Origin of the sequence: Brevibacterium yomogidense (assembly GCF_016107685.1) — a bacterium.
Lineage (GTDB): Bacteria > Actinomycetota > Actinomycetes > Actinomycetales > Brevibacteriaceae > Brevibacterium > Brevibacterium yomogidense.
On sequence record NZ_JABASY010000004.1, the window covers coordinates 143,805 to 163,209 of the forward strand.

The following is a 19,405-nucleotide window of genomic DNA, read 5'->3' on the forward strand; positions in this document are numbered from 1 at the left end:
CGGCGCGACGATCGACACGACGAACGACACCGCCGCCGAGGCCGTGGTCGGGAAGGTGGGCGTCCCCGCCTCCCCCGACCGGGGCCTCGGCGGTGGTCCCCCGTCCGGCGGGGGGCAGGAGCGGGGGCGGATCGCGAAGGACGCGATCCTCACTGCGGCGATCGACTGCCTGCTGGAGGACGGGTACGCGGCGACGACGACGCTGGCGGTCCAGCAGCGGGCGGGGGTGTCGCGCGGCAAGCTGCTGCACCACTTCCCGTCGAAGCAGGTGCTGCTCGCCTCCGCAGTCAAGCGGCTCATGGAGGAGCGGCTGGATGCCGCACGGCACTCCGACTTCGCCGGTGCTCCGGCGGAGGACGATCAGCCCGCCCGCGTCCGCTGGGCGGTGCAGCGGATGTGGGAGACGTTCTTCGCGGACAACTTCTGGGCTGCCATGGAGACGTGGATCGCGGCGCGGACGGACCCGGAGCTCGCCGCGGACCTCGTCGACCACGAGAAGCGGGTGCTCAAGCGGGTGCGGGAGAGTTCTGCACGGTCGTTCGGTGATCCCGTCGCCTCGCGGCCGGAGTTCCCCCGCACCCTGGACCTCGTGTTCACGAGCATGCGCGGGATGGCGCTCACCTACACGTTCTCCGGCCGCGACCACCGCACGGAGCCGATGCTCGACACCTGGACGGCGGTGTTCCTCCCGCGCTGAGCACCGCGCCCCATCAGGAACCATCCACCACGAGACGGAGCAATCAATGGAGATCGCACAGCACCTCACGGGACCGACCATCGGTGCGCAGATCCGACGCATCCTCGAGCGCCATCCGGACCGGGTCGCGTTCAAGGAGGAGCGCGGGGAGACGACGTACGCCCAGGTCCTCGACCTGATCTGCCGCTACCAGGCGGTCCTCTCCCAGGCGGGGCTGCGCCGCGGCGACGGGATCGCCGCCCTGGGCGCCAACCGGTTCGAGGTCTGGGCGCTGGGTGTCGCAGTGCAGTCGCTGGGGCTCTACGTCACGTGGCTTCACCCGATGGGAGGAGCGGCGGACCAGGTCTACCAGATCGAGGACTCCCGCGCGGCCGCTCTGGTCGTCGACGAGACGAATCATCCGGAGCGCAGCCGTGAGCTCATCGACGTCGCGACGGGTGCGGGGCTCCCCGTCTGGACCTTCGGCCCTGCAGAGTTCGCCGGCGACCTGGAGACCGCAGCGGCGCAGGTGGGCCCGCAGACATTCCGCGACGACGGACGCCACGACGACCGCGCCATCATCAACTACACCGGCGGGACGACGGGGCGGCCCAAGGGGGTGACGCGCAGACAGTTCAACGTGGGACCGTCGAGTGCCGACATCCTCGCCGACTTCGAGCTCCCGGCCACGCCCCGCTACCTGCTGATCCCTCCCATGAGCCATGTGGCGGGCACCAAGATCGGACCGACCCTGTCGAGGGGCGGCACGGTGCACCTCATGAACGGGTTCGACCCGGCCGCCGTGCTGGAGACGATCGAACGGGAGCGGATCAGCTTCACGCTGTTCGTCCCCACCATGATCTACGCCCTGCTCGACCATCCCGACCTGGAGGTGCGGGACACGTCGAGCCTCGAATACGTGCTGTACGGCGCCTCGCCCATGTCGGAGTCGCGCCTGCGGGAGGGTCTGGAGCGGATCGGACCCGTCTTCGCGCAGCTCTACGGCCAGACGGAGTGCTATCCCATCTCCGTCCTGTCGCGGGAGGACCATCGGAACCCGGACCGGCTGCTGTCGTGCGGCAAGCCCGTGCAGTCCGTCGACGTGCGGATCCTCGACCCGATGGGCGAGGAGGTCGCCCGGGGAGAGTCCGGGGAGCTGTGCATCCGCGGTCGCGGGGCGATGGACGGGTACTGGCAGCGCGAGGACCTCACCGCGGAGACCATCGTCGACGGCTGGCTGCACACCGGTGACATCGCGCGGATGGACGAGGAGGGGTACCTCTACATCGTCGACCGGAAGAAGGACATGATCATCTCCGGCGGGTTCAACGTCTACCCGCGGGAGGTCGAGGACGCACTGGCCGCCCACCCGTCCGTCGCCCAGTCGGCCGTGTTCGGAGTGCCCGACGAGAAGTGGGGCGAGCAGGTCACCGCCGCCGTCGTGCTGCGGGAGGGCCATGCGATCGACGAAGGCGGGCTCGTCGCGCACGTGAAGGACCTCAAGGGGGCCGTGCAGGCGCCCAAGCAGGTGCTGTTCGTCGACAGCCTCCCGCAGACCGCGGTCGGCAAGATCAACAAGCGCGCTCTGAGTGATCAGGTCACTGCGGGGAAGGGGCCTGGTCCTGCAGCTCCCGCGGGCTGATCCACAGGCCGCGGGCGCGGGCGCTGGTGACCCCGTCGACCAGGATCTCGCCGGACATGAACCGCTTGCGTCCCTCGACCCGATCGATCCGACCGACGACACGGATGGGCTGGTCCAGGGGTGTCGCCGCGTCGTACGTGATCGTGAGCTCGCGGGTGAACGACGGCGGCAGGCCCGTGGCGTGCGCGGCGTTGCCCAGCACCTGATCGAGCATGAGGGCGACGATCCCGCCGTGCACGCGTCCGGGCGGCCCCTGGTACTGGAGGGGGAGGGCGGTGTCGCTCACGGACTCGCCGTCCACCGTCCGGATCGCCAGCGGCGGGGCCAGCGCATTCACTGCGGAGGTGATGGGTGTGCGGTCCACACGGAAGCTGCCGCTCACCGGGTGAGGGTCTTCGACCGTGACGGCCGCCGGGTCATCGGCGGCCTCGAGCAGCTGTGCCGCGAGCGCGCGGACCTTCTGCGCCAGCGCCGCGTCGTCGCGCTCACTCACCAGCGCGTGCGCCAGAGAGCGGGTGAGACGCGTCGAATGCTCCGCGAAGGGGGAGTGCTGTCCCATGCGTTCCTTGTCTGTCGATCCTGATCCCGATAGTGTACTTAGCAAACGTTCACTCACTCGGAGTGTAGCCTCACGCAGAGCCGCGAACAGCGCATCGGACCGAAAATCGCGCGCAGCGCATCGAACCATCACAGGGAAGTGATCACGATGTATCCAGGAGCCCATGCAGACGCCCGACCGGACAAGCCCGCACTCATCATGGCGGACACGGACGACGTCCTCACGTACGCGCAGCTCGAAGAGCGGTCCCTGAGGCTCGCCAACCACTTCCGCGCCCTGGGGCTGAAGACGGGCGATCACGTGGCGATCGTCGCGGAGAACCGGTTCGAGATCGTCGAGGCGATGTGGGCCGCACTGCGCTCGGGCACCCTCATCACCGCCGTGAACCGCCACCTCACGCCGGACGAGGCGTCGTACATCGTCCACGACTGCCAGGCGCAGGTCGTGCTGCTGTCCGGGAAGCTGGAGCAGGCGGAGGAGCTGGCGCGGCTCTGCGCGGACATCGACCACAGGATCTGGATCGGTGAGCCCCTGGACGGGTTCGATCCCTACGAAGAGGTCCTGGCAGGCGCCAGCGACGTGAAGCCGGACTACGAGCCCCGCGGCGACGACATGCTGTACTCGTCAGGGACCACCGGACGCCCCAAGGGGATCCTGCCGGAACCGCGGAACCAGCCCGTCGAGGACCCGAACGTCCCCATCGTGCAGCTGTTCACGCAGATCTACGGCTTCGACTCGGACTCCGTGTACCTGTCACCCGCCCCGCTCTACCATGCGGCGCCCCTGCGCTACGTCATGACGACCCACGCGCGCGGCGGGACCGCCGTCATCATGCCGCGCTTCGACGCGGAGGAGGCGCTCGCCCTCATCCAGAAGCACCGCGTCACGCACTCCCAGTGGGTGCCGACGATGTTCATCCGCCTCCTCAAGCTGCCGCAGGAGGTCCGCGACTCCTACGACGTGTCCTCCATGCGGTACGCGATCCATGCCGCCGCCCCCTGCCCCGCCGACGTGAAGCGGAAGATGATCGAGTGGTGGGGACCCGTCGTCTACGAGTACTACGCGTCGACGGAGAGCGCGGGACTCACCCTCATCAATTCGGAGGAGGCGCTGCGGAAGCCGGGATCCGTGGGGCGCGACGGGTACATGGGCACCGTCCACGTGTGCGGCCCCGGCGGTGAAGAGCTCCCGGTGGGGGAGACCGGCCTCGTCTACTTCGAGGTGGAGGAGGGGCGCAGGCCCTTCGAGTACTTCGGCGATCCGGCGAAGACCTCGGACTCCCGCCACCCGAACCACCCCACCTGGGTCACCACCGGCGACATGGGGTGGATCGACGAGGAGCGCTACCTGTTCCTCGCCGACCGCACGAGCTTCCTCATCATCACCGGCGGCGTGAACATCTACCCGCAGGAGATCGAGAACGCGCTCGCCCTCCACCCGGACGTCCGCGACGTCGCGGTCGTGGGCGAACCGGACGACGAGCTGGGCGAGGTCGTCGTCGCCTACCTGGAGCCGGAGGACCACGTGGCCCCGACGCAGGATCTGGGCGCGGACGTGCGGGAATGGCTGGACGGCCGCCGGCAAACTGGTGAAGAGGAAGCTCGACCCCAGCCTCGCCCGCACCTGAGGGCGGCGGTGCGCGAGCGTCAGCGTGTGATCCCCTCGACCAGCACAGACTGAACAGCACAGACTGAACAGCACAGACCATCCCCCTTCGAAAGGAAGTCAGCATGACCGACACCGCTGAGTCCCCCGTCCTCATCGACACCGACGCCCAGGGCGTCATGACGATCCGCCTCAACCGCCCCCACCGGCTCAACGCACTGATCCTCGCGAGCGTCGCCGCGGTGCGGAAGGCGCTCGAGGACGCACAGACGGACGACTCCGTCCGGGCGATCGTCCTCACGGGCGACGACCGCTCGTTCAGCTCCGGCGCGGATCTCCAGGCGAAGGTGGAGGGGGAGGAGTCCGGGAGCCTCCTGGACGACGTCAACGAGATCATCATGCTGCTGCGCGACTCCGCCGTCCCCACCGTCGCCGCGGTGTCCGGCGCCGCTGCGGGTGTGGGCTGCTCGCTGGCGCTCGCCTGCGACTACGTCGTCGTGGACGACAAGTCGTTCTTCATGCTCGCGTTCACGAAGATCGGCCTCATGCCCGACGGCGGCGCCACGGCCCTGGTCGCCGCGTCCGCCGGCCGCCACCGTGCGATGCGCATGGCGCTGACGGCCGAGCGCGTCCACGGCGCGCAGGCGCTGGACTGGGGACTGGCGAGCGAGCTCGTGGATTCCGGGACCCAGCTGGCCCGCGCGCAGGAGGTCGCTGCGACCTTCGCCGGCGGCCCGCCGCTGTCGATCGCTGCGACCCGTCAGGCGATCAACACGATCGCGCTGCCCACACTGCGCTCGGACCTCGACCGTGAGGTCGTCGGACAGACCAGCCTGCTGGCGACGTCGGATGCGCAGGAGGGTGCCACCGCGTTCCGCGAGAAGCGCGCACCGAAGTACACCGGCGCCTGACAGCGCCCTCCCCGCTCTCCACGCAGAGAGCTCCATCCGCACAGCTCCATCCGCACAGCACTATCCGCAACGAAGGGACATCATGAAAGCCGTACAGGTCACCGTGCTCGAAGGACCGGACTCACTGTCCGTCGCAGACATCGACACACCCGTTCCCGGACCGGACGAGGTCCTCATAGACGTCGCCTACGCCGGCGTCACCTTCCCGGAACTGCTCCAGTCCCGAGGCCTCTACCAGGTCAAGCACGACCTCCCGTTCACGCTGGGCTCCGAAGCCGCCGGCGTCGTGGCCGCGATCGGTGAGTCCGTCACCGGGTTCGCGGTGGGCGACCGTGTCGCCACCATCGCGGGCAAGGGCGCATTCGCCGAGGTGATGACCGCACCCGCGAACGCCACCGTGAAGCTCCCCGACTCCGTGTCGCTGTCCGCCGCTGCGGGCATGCCCATGAACCTCCTCACCGCCGACTTCGCGCTGCGCGTGCGCGGGCGGCTGGAAGCGGGCCAGACCGTCCTGGTCCACGGTGCCGCCGGAGGTCTGGGCACCGCACTCGTCCAGGTCGCCGTCGCGATGGGCGCGACGGTCATCGGCGTCGTCTCCACGGAGGAGAAGGCGGAGACCGTCCGCTCGCTCGGTGCCGCCCACGCCGTCATGAGCGATGGCTTCAAGGACGCGGTGAAGGAGATCGCGCCGGGCGGCGTCGACCTCGTCGCGGACCCGGTGGGCAACCCGAAGGACGGGGACCGCTTCACAGATTCGCTGCGCTGCCTCTCCACCTTCGGCACCGTGCTGGTGCTGGGCTTCACCGCCGGTGACATCCCGCAGGTGAAGGTCAACCGGCTCCTGCTCAACAACGTCGGCGTGGCCGGCGTGGGCTGGGGTGCTGCGTTCGCGAAGGACCGCGGTCTCATCGCCCGCCAGTGGGAGGCGATGTGGGACCACCTCGTCGCCGGCAAGCTCGACCCCGTCATCCACGGGACCTACTCGCTGGAGGAGGCGGGCGAGGCGATCAAGCAGCTGGAGACCCGCGCCGTGCGCGGCAAGGTGCTCCTCGAAGTGAAGAAGGAGGCCTGACGATGACGGACGGACACGGACCGGCAGAGGTGACCGGGACCTCGGGCGCGGCGGGTTCCGACCTCACCGGCAAGGTCGTCGTCGTCACCGGCGGCAACCGGGGGATCGGGCTGGGCATGGCCCGCGGCCTCGTCAAGGCCGGCGCCTCCGTCGCCGTGTGGGGACGCAACGAGACCGTCAACGCCGCCGCGGTCGACGAGCTGCAGGCGCTGGGCGGGGGCGAGGCCGCAGCCTTCGCCGCGGACGTGTCCCAGGAGGAGGACGTGACGCGGGCGATGGCCCAGACCCTCGAGCGGTTCGGCCGGCTCGACACGCTCATCGCGAACGCGGGCGTGTCCGGCGCCTACGGCCGCCTGCACGAACTGTCGATCGACGACTGGCGGCGCGTCTCCGGTGTCAACGTCGAGGGCGTCATCCTCAGCTGCCAGGCAGCGGTGCGGCAGCTCATGGAGCAGGGTGAGGGCGGATCGCTCGTCCTCGTGTCCTCGCTGGCAGGCATCGAGGCGCCCACCCGGAACACCCTCTACGGGGCGACGAAGGGAGCGGTCCTGTCGATCATGCGCGGGCTCGCTACCGAGTACGCGCGGGAGGGGATCCGCACGAACGCGATCCTCCCCGGCTGGATCGAGACGGAGATGACGCAGAACTCCGTGAACAGCCAGAAGTTCACCGACAAGGTGATCTCCCGCGTCCCGTTCCGCACCTGGGGCACACCGGACGACTTCGAACAGGCGGCCGTGTTCCTCACCGGGGACGGCTCCTCGTTCGTCAACGGGCAGCAGTTGGTGATCGACGGCGGTTACACCGTATTCTGAGTCACATCCGCGCGTGTGAGACCGGCCTCACAGACGGGCCGGTCTCACACGCGCGTTCTGTTCCCGCTTCTCACGCACTCACCGGAGGTGCCCATGCTTCGAGGTATCCCGTCCACGATGGGCGACGACTACCAGCTCAACGTCCTCTCACTGCTGCGTCATGCCGCAGTGAACTTCCCGCGGACGGAGGTCGTCCACCGCCGGTCCGACGGTGAGTGGGGCCGCAGCACCTACGCGGAGGAATGGCGCCGCGTGTCCCGCATGGCACACGCCCTGTCCTCCCTGGGGGTGGGGCCCGGGAACACCGTGGGCGTGCTCGACTGGAACTCGCGGCGGCACTTCGAGCTGTACTACGCCGTGCCCGGGCTGGGCGCGACGATGGTGCAGCTCAACCTGCGCCTGGGCGAGGCCGACCTGGGGTACGTCGTCAACCACTCGCAGACGCAGTACGTGGTCGTCGACGAATCACTCCTGCCGATCGCGGAGAAGCTGGCGGCAGGCTCCTACGTGAAGCAGTGGATCGTCGCCGCCGACACTCCGTCGTCGCAGATCGAGACGACGCTCGAGAACGTCGTGTTCCTCGAAGACCTCATGAGCGATCAGCCGGACGAGTACGACTTCGAGCAGGTCGAGGAGACCACCGCGGCGTACGCCGGCTACACGACGGGCACGACCGGCAAGCCGAAGGGCGTGTACTACTCGAACCGCGCGTCCTACCTGCACACGATGGCGATCACGGCGGGCCTCAAGGTCGGCTACACGGACGTCATCATGCCGATCACCCCGATGTTCCACGTCCTGTCGTGGGGATTCCCGCAGGCTGCGGCGGGGACCGGGGCGAAGGTCGTGCTGCCGGGACGGTTCTCCGCCGACGACATGGGTGCGATCGCCAAGGCGTTCGTCGACGAGGAGGTGACGGTCGCCAACGGTGCGCCGGCCATCTTCGCGGGGCTCCTCGAGTACATCCGCGCCCAGGACGAGACGCCGGACCTGTCCCGCGCACGTCTGGTGAGCGGTTCGACGGAACCGCCCGTGTCCCTCATGAAGGGCTTCCGCGACCTCACCGGTGCAGAGGTCATCCACGCCTACGGCGCGTCGGAGACCACCCCCGTCGTGACCGTCAACTGGCAGATCAAGCCGGAGCTGGGCGAACTGGACGAGGACGCGCAGTGGGACCTCAAGCGCTCGCAGGGCGTGCCGGTCGCCGGTGTCGAGGTGAAGGTCGTCGATCCCAGCGGCGAAGAGCTGCCCCGCGACGGGAGCTCGATGGGCGAGCTGCTGATCCGCGGCCCCTGGATCGCGACGGCCTACCACAAGCTGGACGACAACGCGGAGCGGTTCGACGGCGACTGGTGGCGCTCCGGCGACGTCGCGGTCATCAACGAGTCCGGATACGTGAAGCTCACGGACCGGCTCAAGGACGTCATCAAGTCCGGCGGCGAATGGATCTCCTCCATCGACATGGAGAACGCCATCATGGACGACTCGCGGGTCTACGAAGCCGCGGTCATCGCGGTGCCGGACGAGAAGTGGGACGAGAGGCCCGTCGCCTACGTCGTGCTGCGCGACGGTGAGACGGCGACCGCGGACGACCTCCGTGAGGGGCTGCTCACGAAGTTCGCGAAGTGGCAGCTGCCGGACGTCGTCGAATTCGTCGCAGAGCTGCCCCGCACCTCCGTCGGCAAGCTCGACAAGAAGGTGCTGCGCACCCAGCACCTGGGCGAGGACGCGTGATGAGTGGGGACACCCCCACTCCGGTGGGCCCCGGGGCGTCGGGCGAGGTCCCGACGCCTTCCAGTCCCGGGGCGTCGGGTCCTGGGATGTCGGGTCCCGGGGCGTCGGGTCCTGGGGCATCCGGCGACGTCCCGACGCCTTCCCAGCCCGCGGTGACCGATGCCTTGGAGCAGGTCACCGCGGTGGTGCGGGTGGAGGGCTTCCCCACCGCGCACATGCCGATCCTGTTCGACGGTGTGTTCACCCGTCTGTTCCCCGCGCTGGGGCAGGCAGGCGCGCAGCCGGTCGGGGCGGCGTTCGCCCTGTACACGGGGATCCCGGGGGAGACGGCCGACCTCGAGGTGGGCATCCCGGTGGACCGCGTGCTGGAAGGTGCGGTGGACCTCGGCGCGATCGAGGTGCCCGGTGGCACGTCCTTCGCCCTCGTCGCGCAGTCGTCCGCTCTGCCGGGCGGACGGATCGCGACCGCTGCGCACCTGGGCGGCTACGACGGGCTGGGGGATGCGTGGCAGACGTTCCTGGGTGCCCTCGAGGTTCAGGGCGTGACTGTCGCGATGCCGTTCTGGGAGGTCTACACGACCGAACCACACCCGGACATGGACCCTGCGGACCTGCGCACGGACCTCTTCATCTCGTTGGCGGACTGACGAGCGTCCGCAGACCTGGTGGGGCTGACCTCGAGTGAGTGCGATTCGGCCCTGTGGGTGCCGATCCGGGCCATTTTGCACTCACTCGGCGAACCCGGCCCTCAACTGCGCACGGACCGTGCACTCTTACGCGTTGAGCGCCGGGAACCCGAACCCCCGTTCGGGGCGTCAGGGGTGCGGGACACCCTCACGGGTGAAGGAAGTCCTCAGAGGCGCGGGAAGCCCCCACCGGTGCGGGACACCCCCACTGGTGCGGGACACCCTCAGGGGGAGGTAAGCCCCCACTGGCGAGGGACACCCTCAGGGGTGGGTGAGGAGGTAGGCGCCGCTGCGGCGGAACCCGGTGACCTTCCACCCGTCGTCCAGCAGTTCGACGAACGCTCTGCGCACCGCTTCCCGCCAGAGGCCGGCGAGTTCCGGGTCCGTTCCGCGCAGCGTCTCGATGTCGCTGGGCATCTCGATGCACACGAGGTCCGCCTCCCGGGGGACGTCGAGTTCGAGGGGCCTGCCGCTGGGATCGATCCGCACTGCAGGCACTGCGTCTTCGGGGTCCGTCGCCGGTGTGCCGTCCCCGTCGCGTGATGCGTGCTCGTGGGAGGGGCGTGACGCCGGTGCGGGTGCGGTGAGGTCCCATTCGACGAAGACACGGTCGGAGGCCTGCCCGGCGTTCACCCCGTCGCGCATCTGCCCGTAGAAGTCCGCGTGGTACTCGACCGGCAGTGCCCCCAGGCGCGCGATGTTGAAGTAGGCGTTCCGGGCGACCAGCGGGTCGAAGGTCCACGTCATGTGGGTGAGTCCGCGCTCCAGGCACCACAGGCGCTGGTGCAGCTTCATCGCCGCACCGATGCCGCGGCCCACCGCCTCGTGGCGGACACCCGCGACGTGGGAGTGCATCGACTTCCCGACGGGTGCGGCGAAGAACCCGACGGTCACGCCCAGCATGTCGCCGCTTGCCCGGTCGTACGCCGCCGCGGTGTAGTTCTTCGCGTGGGCGAGTGCGATGAAGAGGCTGGGTTCCAGCACCGTGGTTCCGGACCCCGTCACGCTCCACACCTCGTCCAGCAGCAGGGAGGCGTCCGCCGCGGCCTGTGCGGAGTCGATGATCCGCACGTCGATCTGCGCGCTGTCGAGGGCCTCCCGCAGCTGGTTCTCCGCCGCGATGAGGAGCTCCTGCGAGGGTGTGGCGTGCGTCTCCATGACCCCATTGTGCCACCGACCGCAGGCGGCGGCAGTGCCCTGTGGACACGGACCTGCCGGTGAGCGCGCTGTGTGTGCGCGGGACACAATCGGGGCGGCCCCGTCGTCGTACTGTGGGTGCATGGACGACACCGCATCGACAGCAGCCTCTGCCCCCGTCCGTGTGGCCGTCATCGGAGCCGGCACGATCGGACTGTCGTGGGTGCGGCTCTTCGCCACCCACGGTTCGCACGTCACCGTGTACGATCCCCGGCCGGATCTTGCCGAGGCGTTGAGCGCCGTCGTCGCATCCGCCGGGGTGAGCCCGGACGCGGTCGACGTCGCAGGATCCGCCGCCGAGGCCGCACTGGATGCCGCTTTCGTGCAGGAGAGCGGTCCGGAGGATCCGGAGGCGAAAGCCTCCCTCTTCGTGGAGCTCGCCGAGGCCGCGGCCGGCGACGCCCTGCTGGTCTCCTCCTCGTCCGCGATCCTGCCGACGCGGATCGCGGGACGGTTGGACGACGACGCCGCTGCGCGCATGCTCATCGGTCACCCGTTCAACCCGCCGCACATCATGCCTCTCGTCGAGGTGGTGCCGGGAGAGCGGACGGCACAGGAGTCCGTCGACCGGGCGCTGGAGGTCTACCGCGCCTACGGACGCGAGCCCGTGGCGCTCGCACGGGAGACCCGCGGGTTCGTGGGCAATCGCCTGCAGAACGCGATCCTGCGGGAGGCGGTCCACCTGGTGCAGAGCGGGGTCATCGACGCGGCGGGGTTCGACGACGTCGTGAAGCGGTCACTGGGACTGCGGTGGGCCGCCGTGGGGCCGCTCGAGGGGATGCACCTGGGAGGGGGAGCGGACGGCCTGCGCGGCTTCATGCGGCACATCGGTCCGTCGTTCGCGCAGATCGATCTCCACGAGCCGGACCTGTCGGAGGCGGGGATGGCGGACGTCTTCGACCAGGCCGACGACGCGTACGGCCTGCCGCCCAGCCCGGAGATCGCGCGTGAGCGCGACCGGGTGCAGGAGGAGATCCTCCGGCTGAGGAGCCGCGGCGAGTGAACCGAAGCGCAGGCGCTGACCCGGGGCACAGGCGCTGAACCGGGGGACGCCCCTCCGGCGTCCCCCGACGTCTCCCGGAGTCGTCCGAGAAACTCTCGCAGGCGATGATCCGGGCCCGGAGTGCGGGTCAGACCGCCGCGCGGTAGAAGTAGGTGGTGCGCCGGCTGATGCGGTCCTGGTCGTCGAACTCCATGAAATCCGCGAAGCCCTCATGGGCGGTCGACCCGTCCTTCAGCTCACCGTCGAACGTGCCGCGGATCGCCGCCCGCCGCCCGTCGGCGACGATCTCCGTGACCGTGTGCGCGCCGGACACGATGACGCGCTCCCCGCGGTAGAACTCGCCGACCTGCGGACCGGTGAGCGTGTCATAGCCGGGACGGTCGTACGTGGCGTCCGGGGCGAACAGCGCCACCGTCGCATCTGCGTCGCCGGAATCGACGACCGTGTAGTAGTGGCGTGCCAGATCTTCGGTGCGTGACATGTGTCCTCCGCGGTCGTGGGGTGCAGGGCGGGTGCCGGATCATCGCGGCGAGACAGGCGTCCATATTCAGACAGTGCCTTTTGCCACGCGCGTGTGACCCGCCTAACGTGGGAACCACACTAGTCGGCGTTTTCGCCGATTGTGCTCGTACCCCACGAAGAGGAGCAGTCAATGTCGATCTATCAGGTCCTCAACCCGGCAACCGGCGAAGTCGTGGAGACATATCCCACCGCTACCGACGAGCAGATCGTCGATGCACAGGAGCGCAGCGCGGCGGCGTTCAGCTCGTGGTCGGAGACCACGGTCGAAGAGCGCGCGGCGATTCTTACGAAGGTTGCCGACATCTACGGCGAGCGGGCGGATGAGCTCGCAGAGATCATCAACATGGAGATGGGCAAGGCCATCCCGGAGGCGAAGGGCGAGATCAAGCTGTGCCAGCTGATCTACCGCTACTTCGCGGACCACGCGGCGAAGTTCATGGAGGACGAGCAGCTGCGCGGCACCAGCGAGGACGAAGAGGCGTTCGTGCGTCGTCGGCCGGTCGGCTCGCTGCTGGGCATCATGCCCTGGAACTTCCCCTACTACCAGGTGGCCCGCTTCGCGGCGCCGAACCTGGCGCTGGGCAACACGATCCTGCTCAAGCACGCTCCGCAGGATCCGAAGTCCTCGGCCGTGATGGAGGAGATCTTCCATGAGGCGGGTGTGCCGAAGGACGCGTACATCAACATCTACGCGACGAACGAGCAGGTCGCGGACATCATCCTGCCCTCGCCTCTGAACCAGGGCGTGTCCGTGACGGGTTCGGAGCGTGCCGGTTCCGCTGTGGCTGCGGAGGCGGGCAAGAACCTCAAGAAGGTCGTGCTGGAGATGGGCGGGTCGGACCCGTACGTCCTGCTGGATTCCTCCGATGTGAAGAAGTCTGCGAAGACGTTCTTCCAGGCGCGGATGGGCAACACGGGTCAGGCGTGCAACTCGCCCAAGCGGATGATCGTCATGGACGACATCTACGACGAGTTCCGTGAAGAGCTCACGAGCCTTGCGAAGTCCGCGATCCCGGCTGATCCGACGGCCGGTGACACGGGTCTGTCGCCGCTGTCCTCGCCTGCGGCGCGTGAGCGGTTCATGGAGCAGGTCGATGCGGTGAAGGCCGGTGGCGCGACGGTGCTGGCCGGTGGTGAGCACTACGACACCCCGGGCTCCTATGTGCAGCCTGTCGTGTTCGAGGGTGTGAAGCCGGGGATGCGCGGCTATCACGAGGAGCTGTTCGGTCCGGCGTTCATGCTGTTCAAGGTCGGCAGTGACGAGGAGGCCGTGAAGCTTGCGAACGATACCCCGTTCGGTCTGGGTTCTGCGGTGTTCTCGGATGATCTGGAGCGTGCGGAGCGTGTGGGGTCGAAGATCGAGGCGGGCATGGTGTTCCTGAACTCGCCGGAGGGTTCGCGTGAGTACCTGCCGTTCGGTGGTGTGAAGCGTTCCGGCGTGGGACGTGAGCTGGGGCCGCTGGCGATGGACGAGTTCGTCAACAAGCAGCTGATCTTCAAGAAGAAGAGCTGACCAGCAGTTGACGCACAGCTGATATCGCGCAACTGACATCGCACAGCAGCAGGGCCCCGGATCGGATGATCCGGGGCCCTGCTGCTCGTGGAGACGGTCTTCGTGGAGACGGTCTTCGTGGAGACGGTCTTCGTGGAGACGTCTGCGAACCGCGCGCGGTTTCGTGAATCACGCGCAGTGTGGTGCGAAGTCAGTCACCCCTGACGTCGTCCCATTCGGGCCTGCGTGCTTCGACCTTCGTCGGCAGGAACATGAAGATGAGGACCACGAGCGATCCGAGGCCACCGGTGATGAGGTTGGCGAGGTGGATCAGCAGGAGCGTCGCCGGGTAGCCGGCATCGTGCAGACGTCGCGCCTGGGCGGACAGGCTGGGCACGATGAGGGCGAGGGAGACGACGAGCATCAGGATGCCGCCGATCAGCGCGATCACTCCTGCGGCTCCCATGCCGGAGGGTGCGGAGGACGCGTAGGGGTCCATCGTGGCGACGCTCGCGATCAGCATGACGTAGCCGATGATCAACGGGATCGATGCGACGATCATGATGAGGCTGTACGCGAGGTACGACCACCAGTACTCGCTCAGCGAGGCGTAGCCGGAGAAGCGCGCGTACTTCTTGAAGAACCGCTTCGTCGCCTGCATGAAGGTCGCACCGTAGAGGGGCTGGCTGAGCGCCGGCTCCCCGTCGGGGCCCAGGGCCTGCGGGCCGTCGGGCACGACGGTCGTCGTCGAGGCCGCGCCCATCGGTGCACCGTAGGCGCCGCCGTAGGGGGATCCTGCCTGTGGGGGAGCGCCGTACGGGGTCCCGTCCTGGGGTGCGCCGTAGGGGGTGGCACCGGGGTCGCCTGCGCCGTACGGTGCTGCGCCGCCCTGCTGCGACCCGTACGGTGCCGCGCCGCCCTGGGGCGCGAGGTGTGGGGAGCCGGTCTGCGGCGAACCGTAGGGGGATCCGCTCTGCGGGGATCCGTACTGCGGGGGCTGTTGCGAGCCGTAGGGCTGCTGGCCCGGCTGCTGGCCGTAGGGCTGCTGGCCGTAGGGCGGCTGTCCGCTTCCCTGCTGCGGCGCCCCGGAGTAGGGGCCGGAGCCGTAGGGTCCCGATCCGTACGGGCTCTGCCCGCCCTGCGCCGGGTCTGTCGGAGGATTGCCGTTGGTCATTGTTCTCTCCCAGATCGTGGATGCGCGTGCGTGCTGCAGAGGCGACGTGCTGCAGGGCCGCTTGGGGGCGCTCTGCTCACGGTGCGCCACACTACCGCTGATGTGAGCGGCTCTGTGATGTGGCGTTCTCCTCCCACAATAGCGAGGGGTCCGCAGAACCCCTATGGTGAACGCGTTGCAGATCCGCATCATCCGCCATGGGGAGACGGTCTGCTCCGAGACACGGAACAGTTCCCGACGATGTGAGGACGGCCCGCCGGCATGTCGATCCCTGAACGCGACCCTGGTACCCCTGCCATCCGGGTGAGTGCGCTCGTGCTGCTGCGGGATGACGCGATGCTCATGGTGCGGAAGCGGGGGACGACGGCGTACATGCTGCCCGGCGGCAAGCCGGAGGCGGGGGAGACCCCGGTCGACACGATCATCCGTGAGGTCGCGGAGGAGTTGGGTCTCCGCGTCGCTCGTGCGGACCTCGAGGAGCTCGGCACGTTCGAGGCGCCCGCCGCGAACGAAGCGGGTCACCGCGTGTGCGGCGACGTCTTCGTCCACCGGGGGATGCCTGCCGGCTTCGACTTCGACGGCATCGCGCCGCAGGCGGAGATCGAATCGGTCGCGTGGTTCGCCCCGGACGCGCTGCCGGACGATTCGCCCGGACTCACGATCGCGCCGCTCACCCGGCACGCGGTCGTCCCCGCGCTCACGCTGCGCACCGCCTGACCTGCTGCCCCCCGGGCCGGCTCCCACGCCCGACCACACTCCTGCCCGCTCCGCCCTGTGGTCAGAGCAGGCCGGCGACCGCTTGGGCCGCCATCGCCCCCACCGCCGCCGAGGCCGCCGTCACCACCACCCCTCCCGCCACTCCCAGCCACACGATTCGGGTACGGGCAGGCACACGGCGGTCAACGACTCGGGCACGGGCAGGCACGCGGCGGTCCGGGAAGGGGACGCGGTCTTCGGAGTCGTGGGGGCCTCGGCGACGGGGTGTGGGGGAGGCGGGCCGCCAGGGAGCGGGCCGGGGGACCGGCTCATCCGGCGGCAGCACCGGCAGGCCGTACAGGTCGACGGGCCGTCCGTCGTCTGCCGACGGGTGGGGGCCGTGCGGGTGGCGGTAGGGCTGCACGGATCGCCTCTCCTCGTCCCTCGGGTGCGGTGGTGTCCTCCATTCCATCCCGGCCGTGTGTGGGCGATGTGCCGGGCGTGTGACGGGTTGGCAACAGGTGGGCGCGGACAGTCCTGTCGAATCCTTGCGATTCGCGTTACCGTGAGAGGGGTCTCGTGACGGCGCGCAGTGCATCTGCGGTGATCACGGCGCGACCGGCATCGGTATGAAAGGAACAGCATGGGTCTTCCCTCCGAGATCACCGCGAGCCTCGAGGAGGGCCTCGACACGCTCGTCGGGCTCTACCGCGAGTTCCACGCCACCCCGGAACTGTCGATGCAGGAGCACCGCACCGCGGAGGCGATCACCTCCCACCTGCAGTCGTACGGCCTGGAGCCGGTGAGCGTGGGCGGCACCGGTGTCGTCGCTGTCATCGAGAACGGTGACGGCCCCGTCGTCGCGTTCCGCGCGGACACCGACGGGCTCCCGATCGAAGAGGCGACCGGCCTGGACTACGCCTCGACCGCCACGGGAACGCTGCCCGACGGCACGGTCACCCCGGTCATGCACGGCTGCGGGCACGACACGCACATCAGCGCGGGCCTGGAGATCGCCCGCCTCCTCACCACTCATCGCGAGGCGTGGGCCGGCACCGTCGTCATGCTGTTCCAGCCCGGCGAGGAGACCGCGGCCGGAGCCGTCGCCATGGTGGAGGACGGCCTGTGGGACCGCGTGCCGAACCCGGAGGCGGTCTACGGCCAGCACGTGTGGCCGGGGGTGGCGGGCACCGTCAACCTGGCGGTCGGCACCGCGATGGCGATGGCGGACTCCCTGCGCGTGACGGTCCACGGCAGGCAGGCGCACGGTTCGCAGCCGGAGAACGCGATCGACCCGATCGTGCTGGGCGCCTCCATGGTCACCCGCCTCCAGACCGTCGTGTCCCGGGAGATCGCGGGATCCGACATGGCGGTGCTCACCGTCGGGACGTTCCACGCGGGGACGAAGGAGAACATCATCCCCGCGAGGGCGGTCTTCGAGCTTAACATCCGCACCTTCGAAACGGACGTGCGGGAGCGCGTGCTCACCGCCGTCCGCCGCATCATCAGCGGTGAGGCGCAGGCCGCGGGCGCGCCGGAACCGGACATCGACGAGATGTACCGCTTCCCCCGCTGCTTCAACGACGAGACGGAGGCGCAGGCGATCCTCGCCGCGCTCACCGCAGAACTGGGAGAGGACCACGTGAGGCAGACAGCAGCCGTGACGGGCAGCGAGGACTTCGGTGTCTTCGCGGATTCGCTGGGGGTGCCCGGCGTCTACTGGTTCTTCGGCGGATACGCCGAACAGACCGTGGAGAGGGGCGTTCCCGGTGGGAACCACTCGCCGTTCTTCGGCCCCGACGACGTCCCCACGACACTGACCACTGGAGTCCGCGCGGGTCTCACCGCCCTGTTCACGCGGGTGGGGAAGTGACGGGCGGCGCGCCGCAGGCGCCTCGCTCCCAACCGGCCGTCGGATCCGCGCCATCCGCGGACGGCGTGATCGGGTCGTCGGTGACCGACACCTCGGCGGCGGGGTCCGCCTACGAATCCGAGCTCACGTGGCTGAGCACGCGCCAGCTGGCGTCGAAGATCGCGTCCGGGCAGGTGTCCGCGCGGGAAGCGCTGGCCGACCACCTGGCGCGGCTGGACGCGGTGAACTCCACCCTCAACGCCGTCGTCACCCGCGACGACGACCGCGCCTACGCGGAAGCGGACGCCGCGGACCGCGCCTACGCCCGGGGTGAGCGCCTGACACCGCTGCACGGCGTGCCCATGACCCACAAGGACACGCACGACACGGCGGGCATGCGCACGACGTACGGCTCGCCGCTGCTGGCCGACAACGTGCCGATCCGCGACGCGCTCGTCATCGCCCGCCTCCGCGCGGCGGGTGTTGTGACGACCGGCAAGTCGAACGTGCCAGAGTTCGCGGCCGGCTCGCACACGTACAACCCGCTGTTCGGCACGACCGTGAACCCGTACGACACGACGAAGTCCGCCGCCGGGTCGTCCGGTGGCGCCGCGGCTGCGATCGCGGCGGGCGTCCAGGCGTCCGGCGACGGTTCCGACATGGGCGGATCGCTGCGCACCCCCGGGTCGTTCAACAACATCGTCGGCATGCGGCCGACCAACGGGCGGATCCCGCACGCGCTGCCCGGCAGGCCGTGGGCGTGGCTGGGACAGTCCGGCTTCATGGCGCGCACGGTGGCGGACGTCGCCCTGCTCATGTCCGCGGGCTGCGGTCCGACGGCGGGGGCACCGGCCTCCCTGCAGGAGCCGGGCTCCGTGTTCGACCGTCCGGAGTTCCGCTACCCCTACGACCACCGTCCCGGGGCGGGACTGCGGGGCATGCGGATCGGCTTCTCGACGGACCTGGGCGGTCTCATCCGGGTCGAGTCCGCCGTCGCCGAGGTCGTCGACCGCACCGCGGACTCCCTCACCATCGGTGGCGGTCACGTCGACGGCCTGGTGCCGGATCTCAGGGACGCGGACGAAGTCTTCCGCGTCACCCGCGCCTACGACTTCGCGGCGACCTACGGCACCACCGTGCGGGACAACCCGGACCGCGTGAAGGAGGCCGTCGTCTGGAACACGGAGATGGGGCTCAACCTCACCGTGGACGAACTCGTGTCCGCAGAGGCGGCACGCGGTCGCCTGCAGGGCGCGATCGAGACGTACTTCGCCCACCACGACCTGCTGGTGCTCACCGCCAGCCAGGTGGCCCCGTTCGACAAGGACCTCGAGTACCCGACGGACATCGACGGGGAGCCGATGGACGACTACCTCGAATGGATGCGGGCCGCGACGATCATTTCTGCGACCGGCTGCCCGTCCGTGTCCGTGCCTGCCGGGTTCACCCGCGACGGGCTGCCGGTGGGAGTGCAGCTCGTGGCGGCGCCCGGGAAGGACGTGGAGCTGCTGCTGGCGGCCCAGGCGTTCGAGGAGCTCACCGAGCACCACCTGCGCAGGCCCAGCCTGTAAGGGCGGGGGCAGCCCCCGCCTGCGGAGGTGGGCGCAGGTCCGGCCGGTGGAGGAGGAGCCCGGCCCGGCCTGTGGAGGAGGGTGCGGGCCCTGCCTGTGGAGACGGGCGCGCGCTGGCTGCGGCGAGTGAGTTGAATTCGGCCCGCTGTGCGGTCAGCAGGGACGATTCGAACTCACTCGGTGGTGGAGCGTGCGTGA

At 69.5% G+C, this 19,405-nt stretch carries 18 protein-coding genes; 13 read left to right on the plus strand and 5 right to left on the minus strand.

Translation table 11 applies throughout. From position 1 onward, the window contains the following. Nucleotides 1-43 precede the first annotated feature (43 nt). Nucleotides 44-697: a TetR/AcrR family transcriptional regulator gene (locus tag JFC09_RS11610; RefSeq protein WP_198394193.1), complete on the plus strand. Its 654-nt coding sequence runs from the start codon at nucleotides 44-46 to the stop codon at nucleotides 695-697. A 46-nt stretch (nucleotides 698-743) separates the two neighbouring features. Then, the gene (locus JFC09_RS11615; protein WP_198394194.1) at nucleotides 744-2,318 is read left to right on the plus strand and encodes an AMP-binding protein; all 1,575 of its coding nucleotides are present in this window, start codon (nucleotides 744-746) and stop codon (nucleotides 2,316-2,318) included. On the opposite strand, the gene JFC09_RS11620 is transcribed toward JFC09_RS11615, so the two are convergent. After that, entirely contained in the window at nucleotides 2,275-2,877 is a 603-nt protein-coding gene (locus JFC09_RS11620) for a PaaI family thioesterase (RefSeq protein ID WP_198394195.1), read from the minus strand. The genes JFC09_RS11615 and JFC09_RS11620 overlap by 44 nt on opposite strands. A 147-nt stretch (nucleotides 2,878-3,024) precedes the next feature. Here JFC09_RS11620 and JFC09_RS11625 point away from each other — a divergent pair, with 147 nt between their 5' ends. The 6 genes from JFC09_RS11625 (at nucleotide 3,025) to JFC09_RS11650 (ending at nucleotide 9,661) form a co-directional block, all read left to right on the plus strand. Next, on the plus strand, nucleotides 3,025-4,557 hold the full coding sequence (locus JFC09_RS11625) for an AMP-binding protein (RefSeq protein WP_198394196.1): 1,533 nt from the start codon (nucleotides 3,025-3,027) through the stop codon (nucleotides 4,555-4,557). 50 nt (nucleotides 4,558-4,607) lie between these two features. Then, the gene (locus tag JFC09_RS11630) at nucleotides 4,608-5,393 is read left to right on the plus strand and encodes an enoyl-CoA hydratase-related protein (RefSeq protein ID WP_198394197.1); all 786 of its coding nucleotides are present in this window, start codon (nucleotides 4,608-4,610) and stop codon (nucleotides 5,391-5,393) included. Between the two features lie 82 nt (nucleotides 5,394-5,475). After that, nucleotides 5,476-6,465, plus strand: coding sequence for an NADPH:quinone oxidoreductase family protein (locus JFC09_RS11635; RefSeq protein WP_198394198.1), 990 nt, complete (start codon nucleotides 5,476-5,478; stop codon nucleotides 6,463-6,465). A gap of 2 nt (nucleotides 6,466-6,467) precedes the next feature. Then, nucleotides 6,468-7,280: an SDR family NAD(P)-dependent oxidoreductase gene (locus JFC09_RS11640; RefSeq protein ID WP_198394199.1), complete on the plus strand. Its 813-nt coding sequence runs from the start codon at nucleotides 6,468-6,470 to the stop codon at nucleotides 7,278-7,280. 93 nt (nucleotides 7,281-7,373) lie between these two features. Then, a complete protein-coding gene (locus JFC09_RS11645; protein WP_198394200.1) occupies nucleotides 7,374-9,014 on the plus strand; it encodes a long-chain-fatty-acid--CoA ligase in 1,641 nt (546 codons plus the stop codon). A 152-nt stretch (nucleotides 9,015-9,166) separates the two neighbouring features. Next, nucleotides 9,167-9,661, plus strand: coding sequence for a GyrI-like domain-containing protein (locus tag JFC09_RS11650; RefSeq protein WP_332839749.1), 495 nt, complete (start codon nucleotides 9,167-9,169; stop codon nucleotides 9,659-9,661). Nucleotides 9,662-9,961: 300 nt separating this feature from the next. Here JFC09_RS11650 and JFC09_RS11655 read toward each other — a convergent pair whose 3' ends face one another. After that, a complete protein-coding gene (locus JFC09_RS11655) occupies nucleotides 9,962-10,858 on the minus strand; it encodes a hypothetical protein (protein WP_198394202.1) in 897 nt (298 codons plus the stop codon). 121 nt (nucleotides 10,859-10,979) lie between these two features. Between JFC09_RS11655 and JFC09_RS11660 the strand changes: the two genes are divergently transcribed. After that, complete coding sequence (locus JFC09_RS11660) at nucleotides 10,980-11,900, plus strand: 3-hydroxyacyl-CoA dehydrogenase NAD-binding domain-containing protein (protein WP_198394203.1); 921 nt, start codon at nucleotides 10,980-10,982, stop codon at nucleotides 11,898-11,900. Nucleotides 11,901-12,027: 127 nt separating this feature from the next. On the opposite strand, the gene JFC09_RS11665 is transcribed toward JFC09_RS11660, so the two are convergent. Then, nucleotides 12,028-12,381: a nuclear transport factor 2 family protein gene (locus tag JFC09_RS11665; protein ID WP_198394204.1), complete on the minus strand. Its 354-nt coding sequence runs from the start codon at nucleotides 12,379-12,381 to the stop codon at nucleotides 12,028-12,030. A gap of 171 nt (nucleotides 12,382-12,552) precedes the next feature. Between JFC09_RS11665 and JFC09_RS11670 the strand changes: the two genes are divergently transcribed. Then, nucleotides 12,553-13,935, plus strand: a complete 1,383-nt coding sequence (locus JFC09_RS11670; RefSeq protein ID WP_198394205.1) for an NAD-dependent succinate-semialdehyde dehydrogenase — start codon at nucleotides 12,553-12,555, stop codon at nucleotides 13,933-13,935. Nucleotides 13,936-14,125: 190 nt separating this feature from the next. Here the strand turns inward: JFC09_RS11670 and JFC09_RS11675 are convergent, their stop codons facing one another. Next, nucleotides 14,126-15,088, minus strand: a complete 963-nt coding sequence (locus tag JFC09_RS11675) for a DUF805 domain-containing protein (RefSeq protein ID WP_198394206.1) — start codon at nucleotides 15,086-15,088, stop codon at nucleotides 14,126-14,128. Between the two features lie 261 nt (nucleotides 15,089-15,349). On the opposite strand from JFC09_RS11675, the gene JFC09_RS11680 reads away from it, so the two are divergent. After that, nucleotides 15,350-15,805, plus strand: coding sequence for an NUDIX hydrolase (locus JFC09_RS11680; protein WP_198394207.1), 456 nt, complete (start codon nucleotides 15,350-15,352; stop codon nucleotides 15,803-15,805). Between the two features lie 61 nt (nucleotides 15,806-15,866). On the opposite strand, the gene JFC09_RS11685 is transcribed toward JFC09_RS11680, so the two are convergent. Then, nucleotides 15,867-16,208, minus strand: a complete 342-nt coding sequence (locus tag JFC09_RS11685) for a hypothetical protein (protein WP_198394208.1) — start codon at nucleotides 16,206-16,208, stop codon at nucleotides 15,867-15,869. Between the two features lie 219 nt (nucleotides 16,209-16,427). Between JFC09_RS11685 and JFC09_RS11690 the strand changes: the two genes are divergently transcribed. Both JFC09_RS11690 and JFC09_RS11695 read left to right on the plus strand, forming a co-directional pair. Further along, the gene (locus tag JFC09_RS11690) at nucleotides 16,428-17,657 is read left to right on the plus strand and encodes an amidohydrolase (protein WP_198394209.1); all 1,230 of its coding nucleotides are present in this window, start codon (nucleotides 16,428-16,430) and stop codon (nucleotides 17,655-17,657) included. Nucleotides 17,658-17,737: 80 nt separating this feature from the next. Next, a complete protein-coding gene (locus tag JFC09_RS11695; protein WP_198394210.1) occupies nucleotides 17,738-19,207 on the plus strand; it encodes an amidase in 1,470 nt (489 codons plus the stop codon). Nucleotides 19,208-19,405: the final 198 nt, after the last annotated feature.

What these genes read in the sequence shown, in the direction of transcription:
- JFC09_RS11615 (WP_198394194.1), top strand. Translation starts at nt 744, where the DNA reads ATGGAGATCGCACAGCACCTCACGGGACCGACCATCGGTGCGCAGATC.
- JFC09_RS11620 (WP_198394195.1), bottom strand. Translation starts at nt 2,877, where the DNA reads ATGGGACAGCACTCCCCCTTCGCGGAGCATTCGACGCGTCTCACCCGC.
- JFC09_RS11625 (WP_198394196.1), top strand. Translation starts at nt 3,025, where the DNA reads ATGTATCCAGGAGCCCATGCAGACGCCCGACCGGACAAGCCCGCACTC.
- JFC09_RS11630 (WP_198394197.1), top strand. Translation starts at nt 4,608, where the DNA reads ATGACCGACACCGCTGAGTCCCCCGTCCTCATCGACACCGACGCCCAG.
- JFC09_RS11635 (WP_198394198.1), top strand. Translation starts at nt 5,476, where the DNA reads ATGAAAGCCGTACAGGTCACCGTGCTCGAAGGACCGGACTCACTGTCC.
- JFC09_RS11640 (WP_198394199.1), top strand. Translation starts at nt 6,468, where the DNA reads ATGACGGACGGACACGGACCGGCAGAGGTGACCGGGACCTCGGGCGCG.
- JFC09_RS11645 (WP_198394200.1), top strand. Translation starts at nt 7,374, where the DNA reads ATGCTTCGAGGTATCCCGTCCACGATGGGCGACGACTACCAGCTCAAC.
- JFC09_RS11655 (WP_198394202.1), bottom strand. Translation starts at nt 10,858, where the DNA reads ATGGAGACGCACGCCACACCCTCGCAGGAGCTCCTCATCGCGGCGGAG.
- JFC09_RS11660 (WP_198394203.1), top strand. Translation starts at nt 10,980, where the DNA reads ATGGACGACACCGCATCGACAGCAGCCTCTGCCCCCGTCCGTGTGGCC.
- JFC09_RS11665 (WP_198394204.1), bottom strand. Translation starts at nt 12,381, where the DNA reads ATGTCACGCACCGAAGATCTGGCACGCCACTACTACACGGTCGTCGAT.
- JFC09_RS11670 (WP_198394205.1), top strand. Translation starts at nt 12,553, where the DNA reads ATGTCGATCTATCAGGTCCTCAACCCGGCAACCGGCGAAGTCGTGGAG.
- JFC09_RS11675 (WP_198394206.1), bottom strand. Translation starts at nt 15,088, where the DNA reads ATGACCAACGGCAATCCTCCGACAGACCCGGCGCAGGGCGGGCAGAGC.
- JFC09_RS11680 (WP_198394207.1), top strand. Translation starts at nt 15,350, where the DNA reads ATGTCGATCCCTGAACGCGACCCTGGTACCCCTGCCATCCGGGTGAGT.
- JFC09_RS11690 (WP_198394209.1), top strand. Translation starts at nt 16,428, where the DNA reads ATGGGTCTTCCCTCCGAGATCACCGCGAGCCTCGAGGAGGGCCTCGAC.